The organism is Pseudomonas sp. ADAK2 (genome assembly GCF_012935755.1).
In the GTDB taxonomy this organism is placed as follows: Bacteria; Pseudomonadota; Gammaproteobacteria; order Pseudomonadales; family Pseudomonadaceae; genus Aquipseudomonas.
Map to the genome: position 1 here is coordinate 4,549,767 of NZ_CP052862.1, position 25,942 is coordinate 4,575,708.

Below are 25,942 nucleotides of genomic sequence, written 5' to 3' on the forward strand. Positions count from 1 at the left end.
TTCTCGGGGCTTGGGTGGTTAGCGCATGAAGCGCAGGGGCAGACCCTGGCAGCTGTCATGTAGACGATTGGCGTGCCAGGCAATTTGCCCCGACACCAGCGTGGTGCTGACGCTGTGACGAAAACGCTGCTGGGCGAAGGGCGTCCAGCCGCACTGCGAAAGGATCGGTTGCTGGGACACGGCGACACCGTCGGGCTCGGGTTTGATCAGCACCAGGTCGGCCCAATAGCCTTCACGCAGATAGCCGCGATCGGGAATGGCGAACAGATCGGCAACCCGGTGACTGGTCTTGGCCACGAGGGTAGTGATGGGCAGCACTTCATCCGCCACCAGTTCCAACAGTGCGGGGAGGGCGTGTTGCACCAGCGGCAGACCGGACGGCGCCTGGTTGTACGGCCGTTGTTTTTCGGCCCAGGTGTGGGGCGCATGATCGCTGCCGATCACATCCAATCGGTTGCTTAACAAAGCCTGGCGTAAAGCATCGCGGTCGGTCCGGGACTTGATCGCAGGGTTGCACTTGATCAGGTTGCCGAGGCTCGGGTAATCGCGATCATCGAACAGTAAATGGTGCAGGCAGACTTCGGCCGTGATGGGTTTCTGGCTCAGTGGTTTGTCTTCGAACAACGCCAGTTCCAGCGCCGTGGTCAGGTGCAAAACGTGCAGGCGGGTGCCGTGACGTTTGGCCAGGTCCACGGCCATTGAGGAGGAGCGAAAGCAGGCCTCAGCGTTGCGGATCAATGGATGGGCTTCGGCCGTAATGTTTTCACCGTACAGCGCTCGCAGGGTGGCCGCGTTGGCGTCGATGCTGGGCGTGTGTTCGCAGTGGGCCAACAGGATCGTCGGCACTTCGGCGAACAGCCGCTCGAGAATCCGCGGATCGTCCACCAGCATGTTGCCGGTGGACGCGCCCATGAACACCTTCACCCCGGCGACTTCGCAAGGATTAAGCGCGGCAACCGTGTCGAGGTTGTCGTTGCTCACACCAAAGTGAAAGCCGTAATTGGCCACGGAGTTGATGGCCGCCCGGCGCTTTTTATCGACCAGCGCTTCAAGCGTCAGGGTGGCGGGATTGGTGTTGGGCATGTCCATGAAACTGGTAATGCCACCGGCCACTGCGGCTCGGGATTCGGTGTAGAAACTGCCTTTGTCCGGCGCCCCCGGATCACGGAAATGCACCTGGTCGTCGATCATGCCTGGCAGCAGCCACTGACCTCGGGCATCGATTTCCACGTTCGCCTTCTCGCCTTCAATGCTGCCGGCGATCTTGACGATACGACCATTGCTCACCAGCAGATCGCCATCGAAAGCGCGACCTTCGTTCACCAACCGGGCATTGCGAATCAGCACGCTGCTCATGGTCAGAACTCGTTCTGCAGCGCTTTGTAGCCGCGCACCAAATCGACATTAGTGCGCGCCACATCCTCGGAAAACTCCGAGGCGCTGACACTCACCGGCGGGAACTGCGACAGGTCGGTGCCGGGGCCGATGCGAGTAGTGGACGGCACATAGAAGGCTGCGGGCAAGTCCCGGCCGTCGACTACCGAGTTGTGCCGCACCACACAGCCGTTACCCACCGAACAGTTGAACAGCACGCTGTTGAAGCCAATGAACACCCGGTCGCCGACGGTGCAGGGACCGTGGACGATGGAGCGGTGGGCGATGGAGCTGAACTCGCCGATGGTCACCGCTGCGCCGGACTTCGAATGGATGACCACGCCGTCCTGAATGTTCGAATTGGCGCCGATTGAGATCGGCTCCATCTCGCCCGAGGCATCGACTTCGTCGGCGCGGATTACCGCGTAGGGGCCGACGAAGACGTTCTCGCCGATCACCACCTTGCCGCAGATGATCGCGGTTTTATCCACGTACGCGGACTCCGCAATCAGCGGCAGATCACCTGATGGATTCTTGCGGATCATGGTTTGCTCAGCGCGTCGTACAGGGTGTTGAGGTTGTATTCGAACAACCCGGCGAAGGTGCTGGCCGGACCAGTCGCAGCGAGTGCATCGGAGTACAGCGTACCGCCAATGTGCGCGCCGCTTTCATCGGCAATCTGTTTGAGCAGGCGCGCGTCCTTGATGTTTTCCATGAACACCGCTTTGACTTTCGCTTGGCGGATTTGGGTGATCAGCGCCGCTACTTCCGCAGCGGAAGGTTCACGCTCGGTGGACAGACCTTGCGGCGCCATGAAGTCGATGCCGTAAGCCTGGCCGAGGTAGCCGAACGCATCGTGGGAGGTGACGATCTTGCGGTTGCCCGGTGGCAGCGAACCGAGCTTGGCCTTGGCTTCGGCGAGCAGGGCGTAGATCTGTTTCAGGTAGGCCTGGCTGTTGCGCTGGTAGTCGGCCTTGTTCGACGGATCGGCCGCGATCAGCGCTTTGGTGATGTTGGCGATGTACAACTCGGTGTTGGCGAGGTTGTGCCAGGCGTGCGGGTCGGGCACGGTTTCGCCGTCTTCATCCAGCGAGCGAGGGATCACGCCGTGACTGGCGCTAATCACCGGCGCTTTGGTTTCGGTGCTGGTCACCAGGCGATCCAGCCAGGGTTCGAAGCCGAGGCCGTTTTTGATGATGAGCTTGGCCTTGAGCAGCGCTTTGGCATCGTCCGGGGTCGGTTCGTAGGTGTGGGCATCGGCGTCCGGGCCAACCATGTTAGTGATCTGGATATGCTCGCCGCCGACCTGATGGGTCATGTCGGCGAGGATGCTGAAACTGGTGACCACCTGCAGTTTTTCCGCGGCAGACAGCGACATCGACAGCATCAAACTGAACAGCACGAGTAAAGCGCGCATCGGGAAACACCTCATTGGGATGTGAGCAAAGGCGGGCGGCGCAGCAAGCCGTGCACCGGACCGAACACCACGGACAGCAGATACAAACCCCCAGCCACCAGCACGATGGCCGGGCCGCTAGGCAGCGAGTAGTAGAACGACAGCAGCAAACCGAACCACACCGAGAGGCAGCCGAGCAGGGCGGCGATCGCCATCAACACCGGTAATCGTCGGCTCCAGAATCGCGAAGCAGCCGCGGGCAACATCATCAAACCGACCACCATCAGCGCGCCGATGGCCTGGAAACCGATCACCAGGTTCAGCACCACGAGCGTCAGAAACACCCCATGGGCGAGTGGCCCGAGACGGCTGACGGTTTGCAGGAAAAGCGGGTCTAGGGTGTCCAGCAGCAGCGGCTTGTAGATCAACGCCATGGCGATCAGGCTGAAGCCGGAGACCCACAACATGCCGGTCAATGTCGGGCCATCGACCGCCAGTGCGGAGCCGAACAGCAGGTGCAAAAGGTCGAGACGCTTGCCGGCGATGCCGAGAATCAGCACGCCGCTGGCCAGGGAAATCGGGTAGATCGCCGCGAGGCTGGCGTCTTCTCGCAGGCCGGTGCGGCGGGTGATCCATGCCGCGAGTCCGGCCATGCTCAGGCCGGCGCCGAGGCCGCCGATGGTCAGTGCAGGAAGACTCAGCCCAGCGAACCAGAAGCCCAATGCCGCACCGGGCAAGATGCCGTGGGCGACCGCATCGCCGATCAGACTCATGCGGCGCAGGATCAGAAAAACGCCAAGCGGCGCGGTGCTGCACGCCAGAACCAAACCGCCGATCAGCGCCCGGCGCATGAATACGAACTCGTGGAACGGTTGCCAAAGTTGCGCGGCGGCGAGCATCAGGCCACCTGCGTTCGCGGTTGTTGGCGGATCAGTTCAGTGCTTGGGCCGAGGATGCAGCCGCTGCTTTTGATCAGCAGGGAGTGTGGGATGTGTTGGCGAACGGCGGCGAGGTCATGGCATACGACGACCAGGGTTCGACCGTCGGCGTGCCAGGTGTGGATGTGTTTCCACAGTAGCTCCTGGCCGAGTTCATCGAGGGCGGCGTGGGGTTCGTCGAGTAGCAGCAGGGGGGCTTCGGCGAGGCTTAATCGGGCGAGCAGGGCGCGCTGTAATTCGCCGCCGGAGAGGGCCATTAATGGGCGATGTTCCAGGCCACTCAGGCACCAATCGCCAAGGGCGTTTGTAAGGCGTTGGCTGCGGACTTCCGGGGGTTGTTTGCTGCCCCAGAATCCGGCAGCCACCAGCTCTTGCAGGCTGATGGGGAATTGCCGGTCCAGGTGTTGTTGCTGGGGCAGGAACGACAGGCTTCCCTTGCGGGGAACACCCAGCTCAATTTTCCCGGCCAGGGGTTTTTGCAGCCCGGCGATGACTTTCAACAGGCTGCTTTTGCCAGATCCGTTGGCACCAATTACGGCGGTCAGGCTGCCCTTGGATAGCTCGAAATCCAAGGCAGGCGTTAGCGGTTGACCGGGTGCGCCCCAGCGGAGGGATTGGCAACGGATCATGTGGCTGACTCCCAGTTCCAGCGACTTTCGGCGACGGCGTCGTGAGCGTGAAGGCTTTCCGCGTGCACGACTCGCAGGTGAAATCCGTTGATGCCTGGAGAGCGTTTTAAGGCCAGGTTCAAGCGCCGCGCCGCGTCTTCGCAGAACATCAGGTTTTGACCGTTGGCCAAGGCGAAGGCTTGTTCGTCGGCGCGTTTTACCGCTGTTTGCACGGCTGTGCCGAGGGTGGCTTCGGCGTCGTTGATGACCGCAATCAACGGTAAATCGTCGAGGTAATCGTCCAGGCGCAGCTGCAAATGCGCGGTACTGCGTTGGCTGTGAGGTGTAGCGACAATGCCTTTTGTCGAACCGAGCCAGGCTAAAACGTCGGCGTGTTGCAGTGGCGTATTGGCGAAATCATCGATGAATTGTTGTTGAATAAGTTGGCGCGACAACGCGGCTGAACACGGGCACGTAGAGGAATAAGGCACGTCGATTTTTAGTTCCACGTGGAACATGTCGTTTTTTAATCGCGCCTCGATGGTCACGGGATAGCTTTTCCAGCCAGCCAATGGGCTGATCAACGCCGGCCTTTTTAGCAGCAAATCGGTGTGAATTTTCAGGTAAGCGCTGGAGGACAATCCTTCATGGCTGTCGAGAAAACGCCGCAACACGCTACGCAGTAATCCCGGCGTGAGGTTTCCCTGCTCAAGCACTTCCAGCGCCAGATACAGCCGCGACATATGAATGCCGCGCGCCTCACCGTCGTCGAGACTGACGCCAGCATCCGCCTTCGCACTCAGCCGTTGGCCATCGAATAAAACAGGAAGAGCAATGCCGCACATGCCCACCCACTCCAGTGGCAGGGCTTGGCGTGAGGCCTGCGCGGCGATATCCGGCAGAGTCAGCGCATTCATGAGCAGGTCCATCGTGGGAGTTGATTTGGCATGTTATATTATTACATACAAATCGACGATGCCTTTTTCACGAGCGGGCTTTCACCATGCACAGACGTCACTTGCTCAACTGGATCCTGGCCAGCGCGGCCTTCGCTTTGCCCTTTAGTGTTTCGGCCACGCAGATTCGCAACGCCCGGCTCTGGCGTTCGGATGACAAGTTGCGATTGGTGTTCGATCTGAGCGGGCCGGTGCAATTCAAGACGTTCTCCCTGAGCGCGCCCGAACGGCTGATCATCGATCTGAGTGGCGCGAACCTCAGTGGTGATTTCAGTCAGCTGTCACTGAACAACACGGTGATCCGTTCCATTCGCTCCGGGCATTACGGGCATGGCGACACGCGGATCGTCCTGGATCTTAGCGAGCCGGTGCAGCTCAACAGCTTTTTATTGCCGCCCCAGGACGGGCAGGGTCATCGGCTGGTGCTCGATCTGAAGGCCTCTGCTCCACTGCAAATCGCCGCTGCGCCGATCATCGACAAGGCCCACCCCAAGCGCGACATCATCGTGGTGGTCGACCCCGGCCACGGCGGCAAAGACCCCGGTGCGATCGGCGCCAAAGGTGAGCGGGAGAAAGACGTGGTGCTGTCGATCGCGCAGTTGCTGGCCAAACGACTGAAACGCGAGAAGGGCTTCGACGTGAAACTGGTGCGCAACGACGACTTCTTCGTGCCGCTACGCAAACGCGTGGAGATCGCGCGCAAACACAATGCCGACATGTTCATCTCGGTGCATGCCGATGCCGCGCCACGGCTCACCGCGTCCGGCGCCTCGGTGTACTGCCTGTCCGAAGGTGGCGCGACCTCGGCCACGGCCAGGTTCATGGCGCAGCGCGAGAACGGCGCGGACCTGTTGGGCGCCACCAGCCTGCTCAATCTCAAGGACAAGGATCCGATGCTCGCCGGGGTGATTCTCGACATGTCGATGAACGCGACCATCGCCGCCAGCCTGCAACTGGGCAGCACCGTGCTCGGCAGCCTGGCGGGCATCACCACACTGCATCAAAAACGCGTGGAACAGGCCGGATTTGCCGTGCTGAAATCGCCGGACGTGCCGTCGATCCTGGTAGAAACCGGCTTCATTTCCAACGCCCGCGACAGTCAGCGGCTGGTGACAGCGCGGCACCAGCAGGCCGTGGCGGACGGTTTGTTCGAAGGTTTGCAGCGCTATTTCCAGAAGAATCCGCCGATGAACAGCTACATCGCCTGGCAGCAGGAGCAGAAAAAGGCGCAGGTCTAGCAACCAGTAATCCGGCTACACGTGAACTTGCCACTGCTGCCGCCGGAGCTGGAAAACCGATTGATGGTGGTCCAGCCAACCCGGCGACTGTAGCCGACCCAGGCTTCGCCATCGGAGGCGAGGCCGGTGAAAAATGTCAGCTGCCCATAGCGACTGCTGGTCTGCGCCCAATAGCGTTTGCCGGTCACCTCAAAACCTCGCAGGTAGATCGTGCTGCCGACGGTGTTGACGCTGTAGGCGTTGCCATCGGGATCGACACACGCGAGCAGATTGGCGCTGCGGGTACATTTGGCCAGGCTCGGGATTTGTCCCCAGGCATCGGCGGCGATTACTAGCGAAAGGCTCAACAGCGCGCACTTCAGTACGTTTCCCATGGCATTTCTCAAGGAGCGAACAGGTTCAAGCATCGTGCTCTTCGTCATGGCGGACAAGAGGGAGTGGCTTGTTTGTGTTGTTATACTATAACATTAAAAACACGCCATCCCTTGTGCCCCAAGAACGTGAAGAGCTGCGCGAACGCCATCCACCGGCGATTCGACCGGCCACATCCTGTGAGGAATACCTGATGCCCCATCGTCTTCCCGTGACCGTCCTGTCGGGCTTTCTCGGCGCCGGCAAGAGTACGTTGCTCAATTACGTACTACGTAATCGCGAAAACCTGCGCGTTGCCGTGATCGTTAATGACATGAGCGAAATCAACATCGACGGCAGCGAAGTCCAACGCGATGTCAGCCTGAACCGCGCCGAAGAAAAACTCGTGGAAATGAGCAACGGCTGCATTTGCTGCACCCTGCGCGAAGACTTGTTGGAGGAGGTCAGCAAACTCGCCAGGGACGGTCGGTTCGATTACCTGCTGATTGAATCCACCGGCATTTCCGAGCCGCTGCCCGTGGCGGAAACCTTCACCTTCCGCGACGAAGAAGGCCAGAGCCTGGCCGACATCGCGCGGCTCGACACCATGGTCACCGTGGTCGATGGCATGAACTTCCTGCTCGACTACCAGGCCGCCGAAAGCCTCGCGTCCCGCGGCGAAACCCTGGGCGAGGAGGACGAACGCTCAATCACTGACCTGCTGATTGAGCAGATCGAATTCGCCGATGTAATCCTGATCAGCAAGATCGATTTGATCAGCAGCAGCGAGCGCCAGGAGCTGATCGCGATCCTCGAACGGCTTAACTCACAGGCGGAAATCATCCCGATGGTCATGGGCGAAATTCCGCTGGAAAAGATCCTCAACACCGGCCGCTTCGACTTCGAAAAAGCCGCCCAGGCGCCAGGCTGGTTGCAGGAATTGCGCGGCGAACACGTGGCGGAAACCGAAGAATATGGCATCGCCTCGACGGCCTATCGCGCGCGTCGGCCGTTTCATCCCCAGCGTTTTTTCAGCTTTATCGACCGCCCATGGGTCAACGGCAAACTACTGCGCTCCAAGGGTTTTTTCTGGCTGGCCAGCAAGCACATGGACGCCGGCAGCTGGTCCCAGGCTGGTGGCTTGATGCGCCACGGATTCGCCGGACGCTGGTGGCGTTTCGTGCCGAAAACCCAATGGCCGCAGGATGAAGAAAGCACTGCCGGGATCATGGAAAACTGGACCGCCAGCACCGGTGATTGCCGTCAGGAACTGGTGTTCATCGGCCAGAACATCGACTTCGCGCAACTCACCGCCGAACTCGACAACTGCCTGCTGACCGACGATGAAATGGCCCAAGGGATCGAGAGCTGGCGCCTGTTGCCGGATCCGTTTGGCCCTTGGCACGAAGAGGCGGCCTGATGCTGACCCTGACTCGGCCAATACGGCAGCACCACGACGCGAGCCCGAAAGTGCTGACAAAAATCCTGCAAGACGACGCCAATCTCGCCGTCTGGCAGCGCCAACTTCCGGTGCATATCGCCGATTTCGGCCGTTTGCTGCTGTCACTGAACGAACCATTGGCTGAGGCGTTGTCTCTGGAACTCGCCAATGAAGACGCTGCGCCCAACCTCAAAGGACTGGCCTCAAGTTTCAGCGACCTCGAAGGCTACGAAGGCTTTATCGCCGACGTCTCCTGGCTGGTCAGCGCCTTCGCCTGTTTGTTGGGTGCAAAGCGCATCGGCCTGCGCCTGCGAGTGCTGGACAAGGCCATGTGCCCACGCTTCCATGTCGATCACGTGCCGGTTCGGCTGATCACCACCTATGCCGGCGTCGGCAGCCAGTGGCTGAAAGAAGGCGCGATGGATCGCCGGCAACTGGGCAAACCGGAAGCTGAACCGCAGTCGCAGATTCAGCAAGTCAGCAGCGGCGATGTGGCGCTACTCAAAGGCGAGAAATGGCACGGCAATGAAGGTTTCGGTTTGATCCATCGCTCGCCGGAACCGGCACCAGGCGAGCGTCGGTTGATCCTGACACTCGACTGGCTCAACTAGGGCTTGAGCCAGTGACCCTGGCTCTGTGCCTCGCAAAACGGCTGCAAATACGTCGCATCGGTGGCCACGCCGTAATAGTGAATATCCTGGCGGTAGGGCATATTGGCGACTTGGGCGTTGCTGCACACCCCGAAAGCGCCGGTGGGGCATTGGTCGACGTATTGCACCTCGACTTTCTGCCCGGGAAGATTCGGCTGGCAGAAGCCGTCAGCGAAAAGTTTTTCCGGGATGTTGCGGTTCTGCTGGCAGACTTTCACATCGAGCCGTTCCGCCGTGCTATGGACCACACACGCCTGGGCCAACACCTCGCCCGACGTCAATGCCAATAGCAACGACAATCCCATCAACCGCATCCTCTACCTCCTCAGAAACCTTCGATCATGTTGCAGAACATCCCCACTCACGTCATTGCCGGCCCGTTGGGCGCCGGCAAGACCAGCCTGATCAAGCACCTGCTGGCGCAGCGGCCGGCGAATGAGCGCTGGGCGGTGCTGATCAACGAGTTCGGCCAGATCGGCCTCGACGCCGCGTTGCTGACCCAGGACGCCGATGGTATCGCACTGGGTGAAGTGGCCGGGGGCTGTTTGTGTTGCGTCAATGGCGCGCCGTTCCAGATCGGCCTCGGGCGGTTGTTGCGCAAGGCGCGGCCGGATCGGCTGTTTATAGAGCCCTCCGGGCTGGGGCATCCTGCCCAGTTGTTGCGGCAGTTGAGCGAGGCGCCATGGCTTGGGGTGTTGGCGGTGCAGCCTTGTGTGCTGGTGCTGGATGCCCAGGCGCTGGCGGCCGGGAAACCGCTGCCGGCGGCGCAACAGGAGGCGTTGAACAGCGCGGGGTTGTTGCTGTTGAACAAGTCAGAAAACCTCGATGACGCTGATCGTCAGCGAATCGCCGCGCAGTTACCGGCGCGCGCCCTGTACTGGACGCAACAAGCGGTCTTGCCATTGAGCGAGTTGCCGGGGCTTGAGAGTCAGGCTGTCGTGGGTGTGGATAACTTCGTCGTCCCTAAGGGATTGGCGCAGATGCCGGCGATCTGGACTGATCCCGCGTTTCCGATTTGCTTGAGCCAGGCACAGGAGGGTGGCTGGAGTATTGGTTGGCGCTGGCATCCGGGTCAGATATTCGATATCGCGCTCGTTGCTCAATGGCTTGAGAGCCTAGCCTGGCGACGGGCGAAGCTGGTTATCCACAGTGGCGGCGGTTGGGTTTCAGTGAATGCGGTGGATAACTCGGTGTTGGATTGGCAGACGAGTGAATGGCGGCAGGATTCGCGAATTGAGCTGATTTTTAGTGAGTCGCAGGATGTTGCGTCGCTGCAAAGAGATTTGGCCAATTGCCGGATGGGTTGAAGGTCAAAAGATCACGGACGCCACTTCGTGTGTTCCTGCCGCCACTGACTCATCTCAATCACTTCACCCCGCGGTTTCACCACCTCGACCACTGGCGGCGTGTCGTCAAACGGCATCGGGTAGGGTGCCAGCTCAATCTGCGCGCTGTGCGCACCGAATTGGGTAATGGTCCCGGTATGACGGGTTTCGCCAGTCACGGTGAACTCGAAGTTATACACCCGCGCCAGCCGTCGACGACCGTTGGCATCTTTGATAAAGCCGATCTTTTTCAGCGCCACGTTGCCATCGAGCAACTCGATTTCGAGCTTGGCGCAATGCTGCTTGACCCGCTCCAGCGCGCGCTCGCGCAAGCCATGGTTATGCCACAGCCATGCGGCGCCAGTGGCGAGCAGCATCAGCACGAAGATATTTCCAAGGGTCAGCATCAACAAAGTGCTCCAACAAGATAGTGCCAGCTTAACTGTGTCGCCGGTCTGTCGTACAGGCTGTGTTTAGTCGCATACTGCGCGGCTCGAATTTCAATCGTTTTACGGAAACTCACCGCATGAAACGTACGCCCCATCTGCTCGCCATCCAGTCCCACGTGGTGTTCGGCCACGCTGGCAACAGCGCCGCGGTTTTCCCGATGCAGCGGGTCGGGGTGAATGTCTGGCCGCTCAACACTGTGCAATTCTCCAATCACACGCAATACGGGCAATGGGCGGGTGAAATATTGCCGCCTCATCAAATCCCCGAACTGGTGGAAGGGATCGCGGCGATTGGCGAGTTGGGCAGCTGCGATGCAGTGCTGTCCGGTTATCTTGGCAGTGCGGCGCAGGGCCGGGCGATCCTCACGGGCGTGGCGCGGATCAAGTCGGTCAACCCGAAGGCGCTGTACCTGTGCGACCCGGTGATGGGCCACCCGGAGAAGGGTTGCAGCGTGCCGGCCGAGGTCAGTGACTTCCTGCTGGAGGAAGCGGCCGCCGTGGCAGACTTCATGTGCCCGAATCAGTTGGAGCTGGACAGCTTCTCGGGGCGCAAGCCACAGTCGCTGTTCGATTGCCTGGCCATGGCGCGAGCGTTGTTGGCGCGCGGTCCGAAGGCGGTGCTGGTCAAACACCTGGATTATCCCGGCAAGCCTGAAGAGGTGTTCGAGATGCTGCTGGTGACCGCTGAGGGAAGTTGGCATTTGCGTAGGCCGTTGCTGGCGTTCCCGCGTCAGCCGGTAGGTGTCGGTGACCTGACGTCCGGGTTGTTCCTGGCCCGTATTCTGTTGGGGGACAGCCTGGTGGCGGCGTTCGAATTCACCGCAGCCGCCGTGCATGAAGTGCTGCTGGAAACCCAGGCTTGTGCCAGCTATGAGCTGGAACTGGTGCGGGCGCAGGACCGGATCGCGCATCCGCGGGTGCGGTTCGAAGCAACGCCGATCAGTCTTTAAAAGCAATCGCGGGCAAGCCTTGCTCCTACGGGTCCGAGTCGTACGCCTATTGCGTGTACGACTCAAATCCGTGGAGCAAGGCTTGCCCGCGATGCCGATCTAAAGGTCAAACAAATCAGGCGTCGCCCTTGATCTCCTGATACCGCTTTTCCAGTTCCTGCCGAATCTGCCGACGCTGCTGAGCCTGGATAAACCGGCGCTTGTCCTCGCTGTTCTGCGGTTGCAGCGGCGGGACGACGGCCGGTTTGCGCTGGTCATCCACCGCGACCATGGTGAAGAAGCAACTGTTGGTATGGCGCACCGAGCGCTCGCGAATGTTCTCGGTCACCACCTTGATGCCCACCTCCATGGAGGTGTTGCCGGTGTAGTTGACCGAAGCCAGGAAGGTCACCAGTTCACCGACATGGATCGGCTCGCGGAAAATCACCTGGTCCACCGACAGGGTCACTACGTAGCGGCCGGCATAACGGCTGGCGCAGGCGTAGGCCACTTCGTCGAGGTATTTGAGCAGGGTGCCGCCGTGGACATTGCCAGAGAAGTTGGCCATGTCGGGGGTCATCAATACCGTCATCGACAGTTGGGCGTTTCCGGGTTCCATAGCGTTCTCACGGGTCAAGGCAGGATTTCGGGAGCGCACCTCTGCGGGTGCGTGGTCGGTTTTTCAAAACCAACAGTTATCGGGACGCCGGGCAGGGGGCTGCCGTCACGCGCGGATCGATCTGTTTCCATATATTGCACCGCCTTTCTGCCGGAAGTCGCGGTGTTACGCTCCGGGAAGTCGATTTCAAGGAGCCCCATACCATGCATGCCATCAGTTTCATCCAGGATTTGGCAGTGATCATGTTGGTCGCGGGTGTGGTGACCGTGCTCTTTCACCGGTTCAAGCAACCGGTGGTCCTCGGCTACATCGTCGCCGGCTTCATCATCGGCCCGCACACACCGCCGTTCGGCCTGATCCACGATGAAGAGACCATCAAGACCCTCGCCGAACTCGGGGTGATTTTCCTGATGTTCTGCCTGGGCCTGGAGTTCAGCCTGCGCAAACTGTTCAAGGTCGGCGCCACAGCGTTTATCGCGGCGTTCCTGGAAATCGTGCTGATGATCTGGATCGGCTATGAAATCGGCCGCTGGTTCGACTGGAACACCATGGATTCGCTGTTCCTCGGCGCGATCCTGGCGATTTCCTCAACCACTATCATCGTCAAGGCCCTCAACGACCTGAAGATGAAGAACGAGCGTTTCGCCCAATTGATCTTCGGCGTGCTGATTGTCGAAGACATCCTCGGCATCGGCATCATCGCCTTGCTGTCGAGCATCGCCGTCAGCGGCACCGTCAGCTCGGGCGAAGTGTTCTCCACGGTCGGCAAACTCTCGCTGTTCATGATCGTCGCACTGGTCATCGGCATCCTGCTGGTGCCGCGGCTGTTGGCCTACGTGGCTAAATTCGAAAGCAACGAGATGTTGCTGATCACTGTACTGGGCCTGTGTTTCGGCTTCTGCCTGCTGGTGGTCAAGCTCGAATACAGCATGGTCCTCGGCGCCTTCCTGATTGGCGCGATCATGGCCGAATCCCGGCAATTGCTGAAAATCGAACGCTTGATCGAGCCGGTTCGCGACCTGTTCAGCGCGATTTTCTTCGTCGCCATCGGGTTGATGCTCGACCCGCTGATCCTGCTGCAATACGCCTGGCCGATCGCGGTGATTACCGTGGCGGTGGTGTTGGGCAAGATGTTGTCCTGCGGCCTCGGCGCCTTTATCGCCGGCAATGACGGACGCACCTCACTGCGTGTCGGGATGGGTCTGTCACAGATTGGCGAATTTTCCTTCATCATTGCCGCGTTGGGCATGACGCTGCAGGTCACCAGCAATTTCCTCTATCCAGTGGCCGTGGCGGTGTCGGTGATTACCACGCTGCTGACGCCATACCTGATCCGCGCCGCCGACCCACTGTCGATCAAGCTCGCAGCGGTCATGCCGGGGCGCCTGAGCCGCGTGCTGGGGATGTATGGCGAATGGCTGCGCAGCATTCAGCCGCAAGGCGAGGGCGCGCTGCTGGCGTCGATGATTCGGCGGATTCTGTTGCAGGTGGGGGTCAATCTGGCGCTGGTGATCGCGATCTTCTTTTCGGGCGCGTTTTTCGCCGAGCGCATGTCGGTGTACCTGCAAGCCTGGATCAGCGAGCCGAGTTGGCAGAAAGCGTTGATCTGGGGCGGGGCGTTGCTGTTGTCGCTGCCGTTCCTGATCGCTGCCTATCGCAAGCTCAAGGCGCTGTCGATGCTGTTGGCGGAGATGGGCGTGAAACCGGAGATGGCTGGCCGTCACACGCAGCGAGTGCGCCGGGTAATCGCCGAAGTGATCCCGATCCTCTCGCTGCTGGTGATTTTCCTGCTGCTGGCAGCCTTGTCGGCCAGTATTCTGCCGACCAACAAGTTGCTGGTGCTGATCGCCGTGGTCACGGCCGCCGTAGCGGCGCTGCTCTGGCGCTGGTTCATCCGCGTGCACACGCGCATGCAGGTGGCCTTGCTGGAAACCCTGGACAACCACAAGGATGCGTCCGGGCATTGAAGTCAGACCTGTAGCAGCTGGCGCTGCCTGCGTCCGGCTGCGCAGCAGTCGTAAAATCAGTCAGCGCGGTGTTCCAGGTAAACCTTACGACTGCTTCGCAGCCGGACGCAGCCTTCGGCGGCTGCTACAGGGTGCAAGTCGGAATGATCAGCTTTCCAGCCAGACGTCCCGCGCCCAGTGCCAAACCGATTCCCAGGTTTCTTCGGCAATCAGTTCTTCTTCGGCTTGCCACAGCACCACGGTGCCGTCTTCTTCGACCAGGTAGTAGTCGTCACCGTCCTGGCAGATCGGGATCATGCTGCGGTCAACACCCGCGTCCCAGGCGTTGGCGGCAACGTCCGGCAGGTAGGTGTGGGATTGCGGGTCGGTCACGGTGACCGGCTCCAGGCTGCCGTAGACCACATCGCTGACGGTCAGCAAAAATTCTCTGAAGACGAACGGGATGTCGATGAACAGCTGTTCTTCGATTTCCACGATCTGATCTTCGTCGGGCAACTCCAAGGGGACCGGTACCGGTTCGTTGGCTTCACGCAGTTGTTCGATGATTTCTTCCACGTCCGGGATCCTCTTGCTTGATGGCGCGGTTTAGTTGGGGCGGTTTATACAGTAGCTCGCTATAGATGCAACCGCGAAATAGAAAACCCCGGCCGAGGCCGGGGCTTTTTATGGGGATAACATTGCGACAGGCTTAACGCGCGTCGGTTCAGCCGTTCTGGCGGATACCGGCGACCAGCCAAGGCTGGTTCTCGCCCTGTGCACGCTCCATGTTCCAGCTTTCGCTGAACACTTCGCCCTGGTCGAAACGCGAGGTTTTCGACACACCGCTGAAGGTCAGGGTGGCGATGGTCTTGTCCGCACGATCATCCACGCCGTCCAGTTGAACATTGAGGTTATCAATGTAGGTCGACTGGAAACCGTCGCCCAGATCGGCACGTTCGCGCTTGAGGAACTCCAGCATTTGCGGGGTCACGAACTCGGCGATCTTGTCCATTTCGTTGGCGTCCCAGTGCTGCTGCAGCGACTGGAAGTGGTTGCGGGCCGCTTCGATGAAGTTCTGTTCATTGAACCAGGCGGGAGCGTTGATCACCGGACGAGCGGCAGGAGCTGCCGAGCCACCGAAGATCGAACCGCCGGCCGGCTTGTTCTCGAACGTTTCGCGATGCATCGGCGCGCCGGCCGGAGCCAGGTGCTCCTGTTGCTTGCGGCGACGTGCGGCGATGAAACGGAAGATCAGGAAGGCGATGACAGCCATGATCAGGATGTCGAAGATCTGCATGCCCTGGAAGCCGCCGCCCATGAACATGGAGGCCAGCAGGCCACCGGCCGCGAGACCGGCGAGAGGGCCGAGCCAGCGCGAAGCACCGCCGGCCTTGGCCGCAGCGCCAGCGGCACCGGCAGCACCTGCGGTAGCAGCAGCGCCGCCCGCAGCCGAAGAAGGCGCCATCTGGCTGGTCTGGTGGGTCGGCGCAGCGCCGGCGCTTTTGCCGCCGCCAAAGCGTTTGGCATTGGCGTCGAGGCTCATCGTCAGGCCGATACACAGCGCCATGGCGATGCTAAGAAAACGTTTCATAAGGGGAATTCCCATTTGTGGATTGCACGCGGGCCATGTTGCACAGCTGAAGTGTCACTGGCTAGCGGCAGAGTGTTTCGGGCTTTTGCCTGACAGGTTGCGTTCAGCTTCAGTCAGCGCAATAGGGCCTTTTACCTTTCGTCCGTAGGACAAGTGGATAAGCTTTGTAGGAAGGAAACCTAGCGTCGCAGCGCTAGCATGACCACACCGGCCGTGATCAACCCGATGCCGCCCCATTGGCGCAGGTCAAGTCTTTCGCCCAGCAGGATCACCCCAAGCACCGCTACCAGCACCACGCTGAGTTTGTCGACGGGAGCGACCAACGAGGCCGGGCCGAGTTTGAGCGCACGGAAGTAGCAGATCCATGACGCACCGGTCGCCAGCCCCGACAGCAGCAGGAACAGATAGCTTCTGGCAGAGATTGATCCTAATGACTGATATTGGCCCGTGGCATACAAAATCAAGGCCAGGCTGACGAGCACCACCATTGTGCGCAGGAGCGTGGCGAAGTCGGAATTGACGTTTTCGATGCCGATCTTCGCAAAGATGGCGGTCATGGCAGCGAATACCGCCGACAACAGGGCCCAGAATGTCCAGGAGGAAAAAAAGCCTGATCCCATGAGTGTTCCTCCATTGATCGTTCCCACGCTCTGCGTGGTAACGCCGCCATGGACGCTCTGCGTTCACTGTGACGCGGAGCGCCACGGGATGGATTCCCACGCAGAGCGTGGGAACGATCTGGCTGTACTAGATCGCTTCCAGCTTCGCGTAACCCAGCATCAACCACTTGCTGCCTTCACCAAAATTCACCTGCACCCGAGCCTGGGCTCCGGCGCCTTCGAAGTTCAGGATCACGCCGTCGCCAAACACCGAATGCCGCACGGCCTGGCCCAGGCTGAAACCGGTGTCCGGGATCTCGCTGCCGCCGAACAGACTGCTGGAACTCTGCTGCTGACCGCCGCCGAACGGACGGCTGACGCTGTTGGACAGCCGCACTTCCTGGATCAGGCCTTTCGGCACTTCCCGTACGAAACGCGAGACCTTGTTGTAGGTCTCGCTGCCGTACAGGCGTCGGGTTTCAGCGTAGGTCATCACCAGATTCTGCATGGCCCGGGTGATACCGACGTAGGCCAGGCGGCGCTCCTCTTCAAGACGACCGGGTTCTTCCAGGCTCATCTTGTGCGGGAACAGGCCTTCTTCCATGCCCACCAGGAACACGTAAGGGAATTCCAGGCCTTTGGCGCTGTGCAGGGTCATCAACTGAATGCTGTCTTCATGCTCGTCGGCCTGAGTGTCGCCAGCTTCCAGCGACGCATGGCCGAGGAATGCTGACAGCGGCGACAGGTCTTCGTCTTCTTCAGCGTTTTCGAAGTTGCGCGCGGCGCTGACCAGTTCCTCAAGGTTTTCTACCCGAGCCTGGCCTTTTTCGCCTTTTTCCGCTTCGTGATAGGCAATCAGCCCCGACTGCTCGATGACGGTCTGGGTCATCAAGTGCAGCGGCATGTCCATGCACTTGGCGGCGAGGTTCTCGATCAGTTCGATAAACGCCCCGAGCGCACCGGCTGCACGACCGGTCAGGCCTTTATTGGCGACCAACAGGCGCATGGCTTCCCACATCGACACATCGCTGTGACGGGCGTGGTCGCGAATCGCTTCGACGGTTTTCTCGCCGATGCCGCGAGCCGGAACGTTGATCACCCGCTCCAGTGCCGCATCGTTGCCACGACCTTCCAGCAAGCGCAGGTACGCCATGGCGTTCTTGATTTCCGCCCGCTCGAAGAAGCGCTGACCGCCATAAATGCGATACGGAATGCGCTCGCGCAGTAACGCTTCTTCCAAAACGCGGGATTGGGCGTTGGAGCGGTACAAAATCGCGATATCGCTGCGGGCCAAGCCGGTTTTCAGCGCGCTTTCGATGGTTTCCACCACGTAGCGTGCTTCATCGTGCTCGTTGAATGCGGCGTACAAGTTGATGGCTTCGCCTTCGCCGCCATCGGTCCACAACTCTTTGCCCATGCGCCCGGTGTTGTTCGCGATCAGGGCGTTGGCGGCCTTGAGGATGCCGGCGGTGGAGCGATAGTTTTGTTCCAGACGAATGGTTTCCGCGTCCGGGAAGTCGTCGGAGTACTGATAGATGTTCTCGATTTTCGCCCCGCGCCAGCCGTAGATCGACTGGTCGTCGTCGCCGACCACCATCAGGCTGTCGCCGCCCTTGGCCAGTAGGCGCAACCAGGCGTACTGCACGGCGTTGGTGTCCTGGAACTCGTCCACCAGAATGTGCCGGAAGCGCTTCTGGTAATGCGCCAGCAGACCTGGATTGTCGCGCCACAGGTCGAGGGCGCGCAGCAGCAGTTCGGAGAAGTCGATGACGCCAGCGCGCACGCATGCGGCCTCGTAGGCTTCATAAATGCTGCGCATGGTGGCCAGGAACAGGTCGCCACTGGCTTGAATGTGTTGCGGGCGCAGACCTTCGTCTTTCTGCCCGTTGATGAACCATTGGGCCTGACGGGCCGGCCAGCGTTGTTCGTCCAGGCCCAGCTCGCGGATCACCCGCTTGACCAGCCGTTGCTGGTCGTCGCTGTCGAGAATCTGGAAGGTCTGGCTCAGCTTGGCTTCCTGCCAGTGCGCCCGCAGCAATCGGTGCGCCAGGCCGTGGAAGGTGCCGACCCACATGCCGGCCGGGTTCAGCCCCATCAACTGCTCGATGCGATGACGCATTTCCGCAGCAGCCTTATTGGTGAAGGTCACCGACAGGATGGAGTGGGGTGAGGCGTTTTCGACCTGGATCAACCAGGCGATACGGTGCACCAGCACTCGGGTTTTACCGGAGCCAGCACCGGCCAGGACCAACTGACGACCCACGGAGGCAGCTACGGCCTGACGTTGGGCATCGTTGAGGGAGTTCAGCAAAAGGGAGAGATCATCGCGCATCGGGGCATTCTAGGGGGCGGCGCCACACCGGGCAAACATCGCTTTGAATTAGCCGATGAAAGATCGACGGGGGACGACCGGTCGGTCACTGGCTGCAAGCGGCGGCGGGGCTCGCTCGGGCGCTTTTTCAGCGATGCCGGCGGTCGATACTTTGGTCTACTTTGTGATCTGGAGCTGTTTGGTCCAGCCCCTTGCTTGTGTATGCTCCGTGCACAATTCGGGCTCAACAACGCTCATTATAAGAACAAGAATATTGCCTATGACCCTCAGCTCCGACCTGTCGGGCCCCTCTGTAGAGCCCCGGGTTATCCGCAAACAGTACGCCATGGAAATGGCGGTCGAACGCACGCGCCTGCTGTACCAGGGTTCGCTGTTGCCGACGCTGTTCATGCTGATCAATGGCCTGGTCTGCGCCGGTCTGCTCTGGAGCCCGCAGCGCTACTTCCTGGTCAGCGTCTGGCTGGTCTGGTTGTTGTCACTGGTGGCGCTGCGGGTGATTCAAGTGGCGGCCTTCGATTCGGCGATCCCCAACCGCCAGGCCCATCCGATCTGGATTCGCATGTTTTTGCTGGGTTCGGCCATGACCGGTCTGACCCTCGCCGGTGCCGGCATTGCTCTGGTACCCGCCGACACGTTCATTCAACAAGCCTGGGTCTTCGGCCTGATCGGCGCGGCGGCGCTTTCGGCCAGCGTGGCCTACGCCGTGAGCCTGCCCGCATTTCTCTCCTTTACTTTGCCCTGTCTGTTGCCGGCCATCGGATATATGTTCTGGGGCGGCGATGAGCAGCAGCAGGGGTGGGGCTGGTTCGGGCTGATTCTGTTGGGCGCCTTGAGCGTGGTGGCCTGGCAGGTCAATCGGCTCATTGACCGTGGCTTGTTGCGGCGCTTCCAGAATCAGGCGTTGATCGAGCATTTGCAGCTTGCGCAAACCCAGGGCGACCAACTCAATCACGAACTGGCCAAGGAAATCGATCAGCGCCGCAGCGCCGAAGAAGAATTGCGTGAAGCCCAGATCGAACTGGAAAACCGCGTTGCCCAGCGTAGCCAGGAACTGAGCACCGCCACCCAAGCCTTGAGCAAGAGCGAAGCGCGTCTGGCGTTGGCGCTCAAGGCCAGTGAGCTGGGACTGTGGGATTGGAACCTGCAAACCGACGAAGTCCATCACACGCAGATCCAGGAACTGTTCGGCCTGGCGCCGGAATACGTGACCGCCATGCTCAGCCACCTTCGGCCGCGGCTGCATCCCGACGACGTGCCGCCCCTCAAACGAGCGCTGGTCGAACATTTGAAGGGCCGCAGCGAGGATTACCAGATCGAATACCGGGTGCGCCATGGCGATGGCCATTGGGTCTGGATCGAGGACCGAGGCCGCGCCGTTGAGCGCAGCGAAAGCGGCCGGGTTGTGCGCATGGTCGGTACCCGCCGCGACATCAGCGCCAGTAAAGGCCAGGAAGAACAGCGGCAATTGGCGGCGACGGTGTTCGAAGCGGCCAGCGAAGGCATCGTGATTTTCGACCCGAATTACGCGTTGATCGCTGTCAACCAAGCCTTCAGCCGCGTCACCGGTTATGACATCGACGACATGCTCGGGCGCAATGTCGTCGAGTTGCCGTGCAGTCGCGATGCTCGTCGACATTACGCCACCATTCACCAAGCCCTTGAGCAGCACGGCAGTTGGCAAGGCGAACTGGTGGAAACCCGCAAGAACGGCGAGCTGTATCCGCAATGGCTGCAATTGAACGCAGTGCGCGATAGTCGAGGAAAGGTCAGCCATATTGTCGGCTTCTTCGCCGATCTCTCTGCGCGGCGTGAATCAGAAGAGCGTATGCGCTACCTGACCCATTACGACGAACTCACCGGCCTGGCCAACCGCTCGCTGTTCCGCGAACGGCTGCGCGAGGCGCATCAACGGGTGCGACAGGGCGGGCGACGCAGTTTGGCATTGCTGCACATCAATCTCGATCGTTTCAAGCTGCTCAATGACAGCCTCGGCCATGAAATCGCCGACCAGTTATTGCAGAAAATGGCCCGGCGGCTGGTCAATGCGCTGCCGGAAGCGGACACCATCGCACGGCTTTCCGGCGATGAGTTCGCGGTGTTGTTCGATGCCTACGGCAACCTGTCGAGCCTGGCCCGAGTGGCGACCCGCTTGTCGAGCAAACTGCGTTTGCCGGTTACGGTTGAAGGGCATGAGCTGGTGGTCAGCGCGTCCATGGGCATCAGCCTGTTGCCGGACAATGCGCGGGAGATTTCCGCGTTGGTCAGTCAGTCGAACATGGCCATGCAGCACGCCAAGCACTTGGGCGGCAACAACTTCCAGTTTTATACCGACAGTCTGCAAGCCAGCACGCTTGAGCGTTTGCAGCTCGAAAACCAGCTGCGCAAAGCCATCGAAGAAAAACAGCTGAAGGTGTTTTACCAACCGAAACTGTGCCTCGCCACTGGCCGATTGAACGCTGCCGAAGCGCTGGTGCGCTGGGATCATCCGACCATGGGGCGAGTGCCGCCCAACGATTTCATTGGCCTGGCCGAGGAAACCGGGTTGATTGGCCCGATCGGTGAGTTCGTGTTGCGCCAGGCTTGCTGGCAAGCCTGCGAATGGCAGCGCCAGGGGCTTGAGCCGATCCGTGTATCGGTCAACCTGTCGGTACATCAATTACGCCAGGGCAAACTGGTCAGCCTGGTGCGTCAGGTACTGGAGGAAACCGGCCTGGCGCCGCATTACCTGGAGCTGGAACTGACCGAAAGCCAATTGCTGGACAGCGTCGAACACATCATCGCGACCTTCCAACAGTTGCGCGATCTGGGGGTGAAGCTGGCGATCGACGATTTCGGCACCGGGTATTCATCCCTGAGCTACCTCAAGCGCATCCCGGTGGATTACGTGAAGATTGATCAGGCGTTTATCCGTGGCTTGGGGGAGGGTGGCGAGGATGCGGCGATTACCCGGGCGATCATTGCCATGGCCCACGGCTTGTCGCTCAAAGTCGTGGCCGAAGGCGTGGAGCGTGTCGAGCAGCTGGAGTTTCTGCAAGCCGAGCACTGCGATGAAGTGCAGGGTTATTTGATCAGTCGGCCGGTGGAAGCGGCTGATCTGGGTGAGCTGCTGCGCACGGACGCAAACCCTTTGTAGCAGCTGGCGCAGCCTGCGTTCGGCTGCGAAGCAGTCGTGAATGGACGTTATGCGATCGAATAGGGAAATTTGGTATTCAGGTTTCGCGACTGCTGCGCAGCCGAACGCAGGCTGCGCCAGCTGCTACAAGGGCCAAAGGTGCTACATGGAGCGCGCGACGCGTGGAATGGGGACATTGAGTTACGCATTGAGCAGGCAAAAAGCCGATTCATGTAGTATAACTACAAGCGTGCTACATCCCCGGCAACTGCCAATAACAAAGAGTCGACCCCTTTGAATCTGCTGCAACACATCGCCCAGTCCCGTCACCTGTTACGCAAGTCGGAGCTCAAGGTCGCCGACCACGTGCTGCTTGATCCTGCGGCGGTGATGCACAGCTCCATGGCTGACCTGGCCCACAGCGTGGGCATCAGCGAGCCGACCATCGTGCGCTTTTGCCGCGCCATCGGTTGCTCGGGTTTCCAGGATTTGAAGCTGAAGCTGGCGCAGAGCCTGGCGGCCGGTGCGAGTTTCGGGCAGTTCGCGATTCATGAAGACGATTCGGTCGCTGACTACAGCCTGAAAATTTTCGACACTACGTTGCATACCTTGATGGAGGTTCGCGAGAAGCTCGATCCGGTGGAATTGCAGCGGGCGGTGTCGCTGATGTCCCAAGCGCAGCGGGTCGAGTTCTATGGCTTTGGCGCGTCGGGTGCGGTGGCGGCGGATGCTCAGCATAAGTTCTTTCGATTGCTGCTGACGGCAGCCGCGTATTCCGACCCGCACATGCAGGCGATGTCGGCCGTGACCCTGAAGCCGACCGACGTGGCGATCTGTATTTCCCAGTCGGGCCGTTCCAAGGATTTGTTGATCACCGCCAATCTGGTGCGCGAAAGCGGCGCCTCGCTGATCACCTTGTGCCCGAGCCAGACGCCGTTGGCCGAGCTGTCGACCGTCAACCTGGCGATCGACGTGCACGAAGACACCGAAATCTATACACCGCTGACCTCGCGCATCGCCCACCTGGTGGTGATCGACGTGTTGGCGATGGGCGTGGCCATGGCGCGCGGGCCGAGCCTGGTCAACCACCTCAAGAGCGTCAAGCGCAGCCTGCGCAGCTTGCGGCTTTCGCCTAAATCGGTGAAAGCGCTGGACGATTGATTCCTTATTTGTCTTGAGGGCCTCTTCGCGGGCAAGCCTCGCTCCTACAGGTACGCGATAACTGTAGGAGCGAGGCTTGCCCGCGAAGGCGTCCTCAAATACGACAACTTTCATCTCTCTGTAACCCACCCGCCGCCAAACCGTCATCCCCAGCGTTCATCGTGTAACTCCCGTACTCGACTTGGGAGACCTGCAATGGCCCAGCCCTACGAAGAACGCAACAGCGCCCTCAAAACCCGTCGCCAGCAAGAAGACCAGCGCCGCATGGAATTTCGCCGTGCTATCGAAGATCGCTGCGAACGCCGCCAGCTTCTGGCCGAGATTGGCGATTTTCCTGACGAGCTGGAACTCAATTACTGGCAGGCAGCACCGGTAGTTTCCCGTCGAAACGCTCAACCAACGCGCTGATCTGCACCCGTTCGCTGCGGATAAACGCCAGGAAGGCGTGCGCCACCGGTGACAGGCGTTTAGCTTTGGCCTGCACCAGGCACCAACTGCGATACAGCGGCAGCTCTTCGACCGGCAGCTCAATCAGGGCGCCGGTCGCCAACTCCAGGTTCAGGGCGTGGCGCGTCAACAGCGCCAGGCCCAGGCCCGCCAACACGCACTCACGCTGGGCTTCCGCCGACGCGACCTCCTGGGTCTGGGTGAAGTGCACACGCTTCTCTTTGAAATACTCTTCGCACGCCATCCGCGTACCGGAACCTGGCTCGCGCATCAACAGCGTGTAAGGCTCCAGATCCTGCAAACGCAGCGGTCCCATGTGGCACAGCGGATGGTCCGGCGGCGCCACCGCCACAATCGGATTGTTCAGAAAGGGCAGGAACTCCAGGCCCATGTCCTGCGGCACCATCGACATGATCACCAGGTCGTCGCGGTTATCCGACAGGCGCCGGATGACCTGACCACGGTTGACCACCGTCAGGTGCAGGTTCACTTCCGGGTGCTGGCGTTTGAATGCGGCGAACAGGTGCGGCACGAAGTACTTGGCGCTGGATTCCACCGCCAGTTTCAGCTGACCTTGCAACGAGCCCTGCATGTCCGACAGCTGCATATCGAGGTTTTCCAGGCGGCCGAAAATGTCCCGGCTGGCGCGCTGAAGCGCTTCCGCTGCCTCGGTCATGTAGAGCTTTTTGCCGACGTAATCGAACAAAGGTTGACCGATCAGCTCCTCAAGTTGACGAATCTGTAGGCTCACGGCAGGTTGTGTGAGGGACATTTCCTCAGCCGCGCGGCTGTAGGACCTCAGATCACAGACTTCATTGAAGATCTGCAATTGACGCAATGTCATACGCATCAATGACTTACGCATTTTATAGGCGCTCTCACCGCAGGCTGGTGCGCCAACTATAAGTCTTTACTTATGCCTGACCCAATAATTAATCATTTTTGTTAATCCCTCATGGGGGCTAGTGTGGGGCTGCGACTAAATCGAAACATTTAGTCACGCGTCGACCTGGTCTAGCAGGTCGTGGGTACCACCGGCTCAAGGGAACCTCCAAGTGATAACAAAGATCCTGATCGCCAACCGTGGTGAGATTGCCGTACGAATCGTGCGTGCCTGCGCCGAGATGGGCATTCGCTCGGTCGCGGTCTACTCCGACGCCGACCGGCATGCCTTGCACGTCAAGCGTGCGGACGAAGCCCACAGCATCGGTGCCGACCCACTGGCCGGTTACCTGAATGCGCGCAAGTTAGTGAATCTGGCGGTAGAAACCGGTTGCGATGCTTTGCACCCCGGTTACGGTTTCCTCTCGGAAAACGCTGAACTGGCCGATATCTGCGCAGAGCGCGGCATCAAGTTCATTGGCCCGTCGGCTGAAGTGATTCGCCGCATGGGCGACAAGACTGAAGCCCGTCGCAGCATGATAAAGGCGGGCGTGCCGGTCACCCCAGGGACTGAAGGCAATGTCGCAGACATCGCCGAAGCCCTGGTTGAAGGCGACCGCATTGGTTATCCAGTCATGCTCAAGGCCACCTCCGGTGGTGGCGGCCGGGGTATTCGCCGCTGCGACAGCCGAGAAGATCTTGAACAAGCCTTTCCACGGGTGATTTCCGAAGCGACCAAGGCCTTTGGTTCGGCGGAAGTGTTCCTGGAAAAATGCATCGTCAACCCGAAACATATCGAAGCGCAGATCCTCGGCGACAGCTTTGGCAACGTGGTGCACCTGTTCGAGCGCGACTGCTCGATCCAGCGCCGCAACCAGAAGCTGATCGAAATCGCGCCGAGCCCGCAACTGACCCCGGAACAGCGCGCCTACATCGGCGACCTGTCGGTGCGTGCAGCCAAGGCCGTGGGCTACGAGAACGCCGGCACCGTGGAGTTCCTGCTCGCCGAGGGCGAGGTGTACTTCATGGAGATGAACACCCGGGTGCAGGTGGAACACACCATCACCGAAGAAATCACCGGCATCGACATCGTCCGTGAGCAGATCCGCATCGCCTCCGGCCTGCCGCTTTCGGTGAAGCAGGAAGACATCCAGCACCGCGGTTTCGCCCTGCAATTCCGGATCAACGCCGAAGACCCGAAAAACAACTTCCTGCCGAGCTTCGGCAAGATCACCCGTTACTACGCACCCGGCGGCCCCGGCGTACGTACCGACACGGCGATCTATACCGGCTACACCATTCCGCCGTTCTACGACTCCATGTGCCTGAAACTGGTGGTGTGGGCGTTGACCTGGGAAGAGGCGATGGACCGTGGCTTGCGCGCCCTCGACGACATGCGTCTGCAAGGGGTCAAGACCACCGCCGCGTACTACCAGGAAATCCTGCGTAACCCGGAATTCCGTAGCGGCCAGTTCAACACCAGCTTCGTTGAAGCTCACCCTGAACTGACCAACTACTCGATCAAGCGCAAACCCGAAGAGCTGGCCTTGGCCATCGCTGCCGCCATCGCCGCCCACGCAGGCCTGTGAGGAATAACA

Annotated in this window: 25 protein-coding genes; 10 read left to right on the plus strand and 15 right to left on the minus strand. The window is 60.3% G+C overall.

From position 1 onward, the window contains the following. Positions 1-18 precede the first annotated feature (18 nt). Genes HKK52_RS20805 through folE2 form a run of 6 tightly spaced genes read right to left on the minus strand, consistent with a single transcriptional unit; the run spans position 19 to position 5,233 of the window. Complete coding sequence (locus HKK52_RS20805; RefSeq protein ID WP_169372385.1) at positions 19-1,356, minus strand: dihydroorotase; 1,338 nt, start codon at positions 1,354-1,356, stop codon at positions 19-21. 2 nt (positions 1,357-1,358) lie between these two features. Further along, positions 1,359-1,919 (minus strand): gamma carbonic anhydrase family protein, encoded by a 561-nt coding sequence (locus HKK52_RS20810; RefSeq protein WP_169372386.1) that lies wholly within the window; start codon positions 1,917-1,919, stop codon positions 1,359-1,361. Then, complete coding sequence (locus tag HKK52_RS20815) at positions 1,916-2,791, minus strand: metal ABC transporter substrate-binding protein (protein ID WP_169372387.1); 876 nt, start codon at positions 2,789-2,791, stop codon at positions 1,916-1,918. Before HKK52_RS20815 ends, HKK52_RS20810 begins: the two co-directional genes overlap by 4 nt. Before the next feature lie 11 nt (positions 2,792-2,802). Continuing rightward, entirely contained in the window at positions 2,803-3,669 is an 867-nt protein-coding gene (locus HKK52_RS20820; protein WP_169372388.1) for a metal ABC transporter permease, read from the minus strand. Continuing rightward, positions 3,669-4,337 (minus strand): metal ABC transporter ATP-binding protein, encoded by a 669-nt coding sequence (locus HKK52_RS20825; RefSeq protein ID WP_169372389.1) that lies wholly within the window; start codon positions 4,335-4,337, stop codon positions 3,669-3,671. The genes HKK52_RS20820 and HKK52_RS20825 overlap by 1 nt, the downstream gene beginning before the upstream one ends. Beyond that, the gene (gene folE2 / locus HKK52_RS20830; RefSeq protein ID WP_169372390.1) at positions 4,334-5,233 is read right to left on the minus strand and encodes a GTP cyclohydrolase FolE2; all 900 of its coding nucleotides are present in this window, start codon (positions 5,231-5,233) and stop codon (positions 4,334-4,336) included. Before folE2 ends, HKK52_RS20825 begins: the two co-directional genes overlap by 4 nt. An 86-nt stretch (positions 5,234-5,319) precedes the next feature. Between folE2 and HKK52_RS20835 the strand changes: the two genes are divergently transcribed. Then, positions 5,320-6,510: an N-acetylmuramoyl-L-alanine amidase gene (locus HKK52_RS20835; protein WP_169372391.1), complete on the plus strand. Its 1,191-nt coding sequence runs from the start codon at positions 5,320-5,322 to the stop codon at positions 6,508-6,510. Here HKK52_RS20835 and HKK52_RS20840 read toward each other — a convergent pair. Then, positions 6,507-6,884: a glutamine synthetase gene (locus HKK52_RS20840; protein ID WP_169372392.1), complete on the minus strand. Its 378-nt coding sequence runs from the start codon at positions 6,882-6,884 to the stop codon at positions 6,507-6,509. The two genes, HKK52_RS20835 and HKK52_RS20840, sit on opposite strands and share 4 nt — an antisense overlap. A 191-nt stretch (positions 6,885-7,075) precedes the next feature. Here HKK52_RS20840 and zigA point away from each other — a divergent pair, with 191 nt between their 5' ends. Both zigA and HKK52_RS20850 read left to right on the plus strand, forming a co-directional pair. Beyond that, the gene (zigA, locus tag HKK52_RS20845) at positions 7,076-8,281 is read left to right on the plus strand and encodes a zinc metallochaperone GTPase ZigA (RefSeq protein ID WP_169372393.1); all 1,206 of its coding nucleotides are present in this window, start codon (positions 7,076-7,078) and stop codon (positions 8,279-8,281) included. Beyond that, complete coding sequence (locus HKK52_RS20850; RefSeq protein ID WP_169372394.1) at positions 8,281-8,913, plus strand: DUF1826 domain-containing protein; 633 nt, start codon at positions 8,281-8,283, stop codon at positions 8,911-8,913. Before zigA ends, HKK52_RS20850 begins: the two co-directional genes overlap by 1 nt. On the opposite strand, the gene HKK52_RS20855 is transcribed toward HKK52_RS20850, so the two are convergent. Further along, entirely contained in the window at positions 8,910-9,266 is a 357-nt protein-coding gene (locus HKK52_RS20855) for an NADH:ubiquinone oxidoreductase (RefSeq protein WP_169372395.1), read from the minus strand. The two genes, HKK52_RS20850 and HKK52_RS20855, sit on opposite strands and share 4 nt — an antisense overlap. Before the next feature lie 27 nt (positions 9,267-9,293). Between HKK52_RS20855 and HKK52_RS20860 the strand changes: the two genes are divergently transcribed. Then, a complete protein-coding gene (locus tag HKK52_RS20860) occupies positions 9,294-10,259 on the plus strand; it encodes a CobW family GTP-binding protein (RefSeq protein ID WP_169372396.1) in 966 nt (321 codons plus the stop codon). A gap of 11 nt (positions 10,260-10,270) precedes the next feature. Here HKK52_RS20860 and HKK52_RS20865 read toward each other — a convergent pair whose 3' ends face one another. After that, a complete protein-coding gene (locus HKK52_RS20865; RefSeq protein ID WP_054048264.1) occupies positions 10,271-10,684 on the minus strand; it encodes a DUF3301 domain-containing protein in 414 nt (137 codons plus the stop codon). A 119-nt stretch (positions 10,685-10,803) separates the two neighbouring features. On the opposite strand from HKK52_RS20865, the gene pdxY reads away from it, so the two are divergent. Beyond that, the gene (gene pdxY / locus HKK52_RS20870) at positions 10,804-11,676 is read left to right on the plus strand and encodes a pyridoxal kinase PdxY (protein ID WP_169372397.1); all 873 of its coding nucleotides are present in this window, start codon (positions 10,804-10,806) and stop codon (positions 11,674-11,676) included. Between the two features lie 115 nt (positions 11,677-11,791). Here pdxY and HKK52_RS20875 read toward each other — a convergent pair whose 3' ends face one another. Then, complete coding sequence (locus HKK52_RS20875; RefSeq protein ID WP_169372398.1) at positions 11,792-12,274, minus strand: acyl-CoA thioesterase; 483 nt, start codon at positions 12,272-12,274, stop codon at positions 11,792-11,794. 203 nt (positions 12,275-12,477) lie between these two features. On the opposite strand from HKK52_RS20875, the gene HKK52_RS20880 reads away from it, so the two are divergent. Continuing rightward, positions 12,478-14,241: a cation:proton antiporter gene (locus HKK52_RS20880; protein WP_169372399.1), complete on the plus strand. Its 1,764-nt coding sequence runs from the start codon at positions 12,478-12,480 to the stop codon at positions 14,239-14,241. A gap of 147 nt (positions 14,242-14,388) precedes the next feature. Here the strand turns inward: HKK52_RS20880 and HKK52_RS20885 are convergent, their stop codons facing one another. The 4 genes from HKK52_RS20885 to uvrD all read right to left on the minus strand — a co-directional run bounded on the left by HKK52_RS20885 (position 14,389) and on the right by uvrD (position 18,742). Then, the gene (locus HKK52_RS20885) at positions 14,389-14,796 is read right to left on the minus strand and encodes an SMI1/KNR4 family protein (RefSeq protein ID WP_007943369.1); all 408 of its coding nucleotides are present in this window, start codon (positions 14,794-14,796) and stop codon (positions 14,389-14,391) included. A gap of 148 nt (positions 14,797-14,944) precedes the next feature. Further along, positions 14,945-15,811 (minus strand): Tim44 domain-containing protein, encoded by an 867-nt coding sequence (locus HKK52_RS20890; protein ID WP_169372400.1) that lies wholly within the window; start codon positions 15,809-15,811, stop codon positions 14,945-14,947. Between the two features lie 179 nt (positions 15,812-15,990). Further along, complete coding sequence (locus HKK52_RS20895; RefSeq protein ID WP_169372401.1) at positions 15,991-16,431, minus strand: EamA family transporter; 441 nt, start codon at positions 16,429-16,431, stop codon at positions 15,991-15,993. A gap of 127 nt (positions 16,432-16,558) precedes the next feature. Continuing rightward, positions 16,559-18,742, minus strand: a complete 2,184-nt coding sequence (uvrD, locus tag HKK52_RS20900; protein ID WP_169372402.1) for a DNA helicase II — start codon at positions 18,740-18,742, stop codon at positions 16,559-16,561. A 259-nt stretch (positions 18,743-19,001) separates the two neighbouring features. On the opposite strand from uvrD, the gene HKK52_RS20905 reads away from it, so the two are divergent. The 3 genes from HKK52_RS20905 to HKK52_RS20915 all read left to right on the plus strand — a co-directional run bounded on the left by HKK52_RS20905 (position 19,002) and on the right by HKK52_RS20915 (position 23,423). Beyond that, a complete protein-coding gene (locus HKK52_RS20905; RefSeq protein WP_169372403.1) occupies positions 19,002-21,875 on the plus strand; it encodes an EAL domain-containing protein in 2,874 nt (957 codons plus the stop codon). A gap of 273 nt (positions 21,876-22,148) precedes the next feature. Further along, entirely contained in the window at positions 22,149-23,015 is an 867-nt protein-coding gene (hexR, locus tag HKK52_RS20910; protein WP_008027445.1) for a transcriptional regulator HexR, read from the plus strand. Between the two features lie 195 nt (positions 23,016-23,210). Next, on the plus strand, positions 23,211-23,423 hold the full coding sequence (locus tag HKK52_RS20915; protein ID WP_169372404.1) for a PA3496 family putative envelope integrity protein: 213 nt from the start codon (positions 23,211-23,213) through the stop codon (positions 23,421-23,423). Here HKK52_RS20915 and HKK52_RS20920 read toward each other — a convergent pair. Next, positions 23,365-24,312: a LysR family transcriptional regulator gene (locus HKK52_RS20920; RefSeq protein WP_166655962.1), complete on the minus strand. Its 948-nt coding sequence runs from the start codon at positions 24,310-24,312 to the stop codon at positions 23,365-23,367. The genes HKK52_RS20915 and HKK52_RS20920 overlap by 59 nt on opposite strands. A gap of 205 nt (positions 24,313-24,517) precedes the next feature. On the opposite strand from HKK52_RS20920, the gene HKK52_RS20925 reads away from it, so the two are divergent. Then, positions 24,518-25,933 (plus strand): acetyl-CoA carboxylase biotin carboxylase subunit, encoded by a 1,416-nt coding sequence (locus tag HKK52_RS20925; protein WP_169372405.1) that lies wholly within the window; start codon positions 24,518-24,520, stop codon positions 25,931-25,933. Positions 25,934-25,942 lie beyond the last annotated feature (9 nt).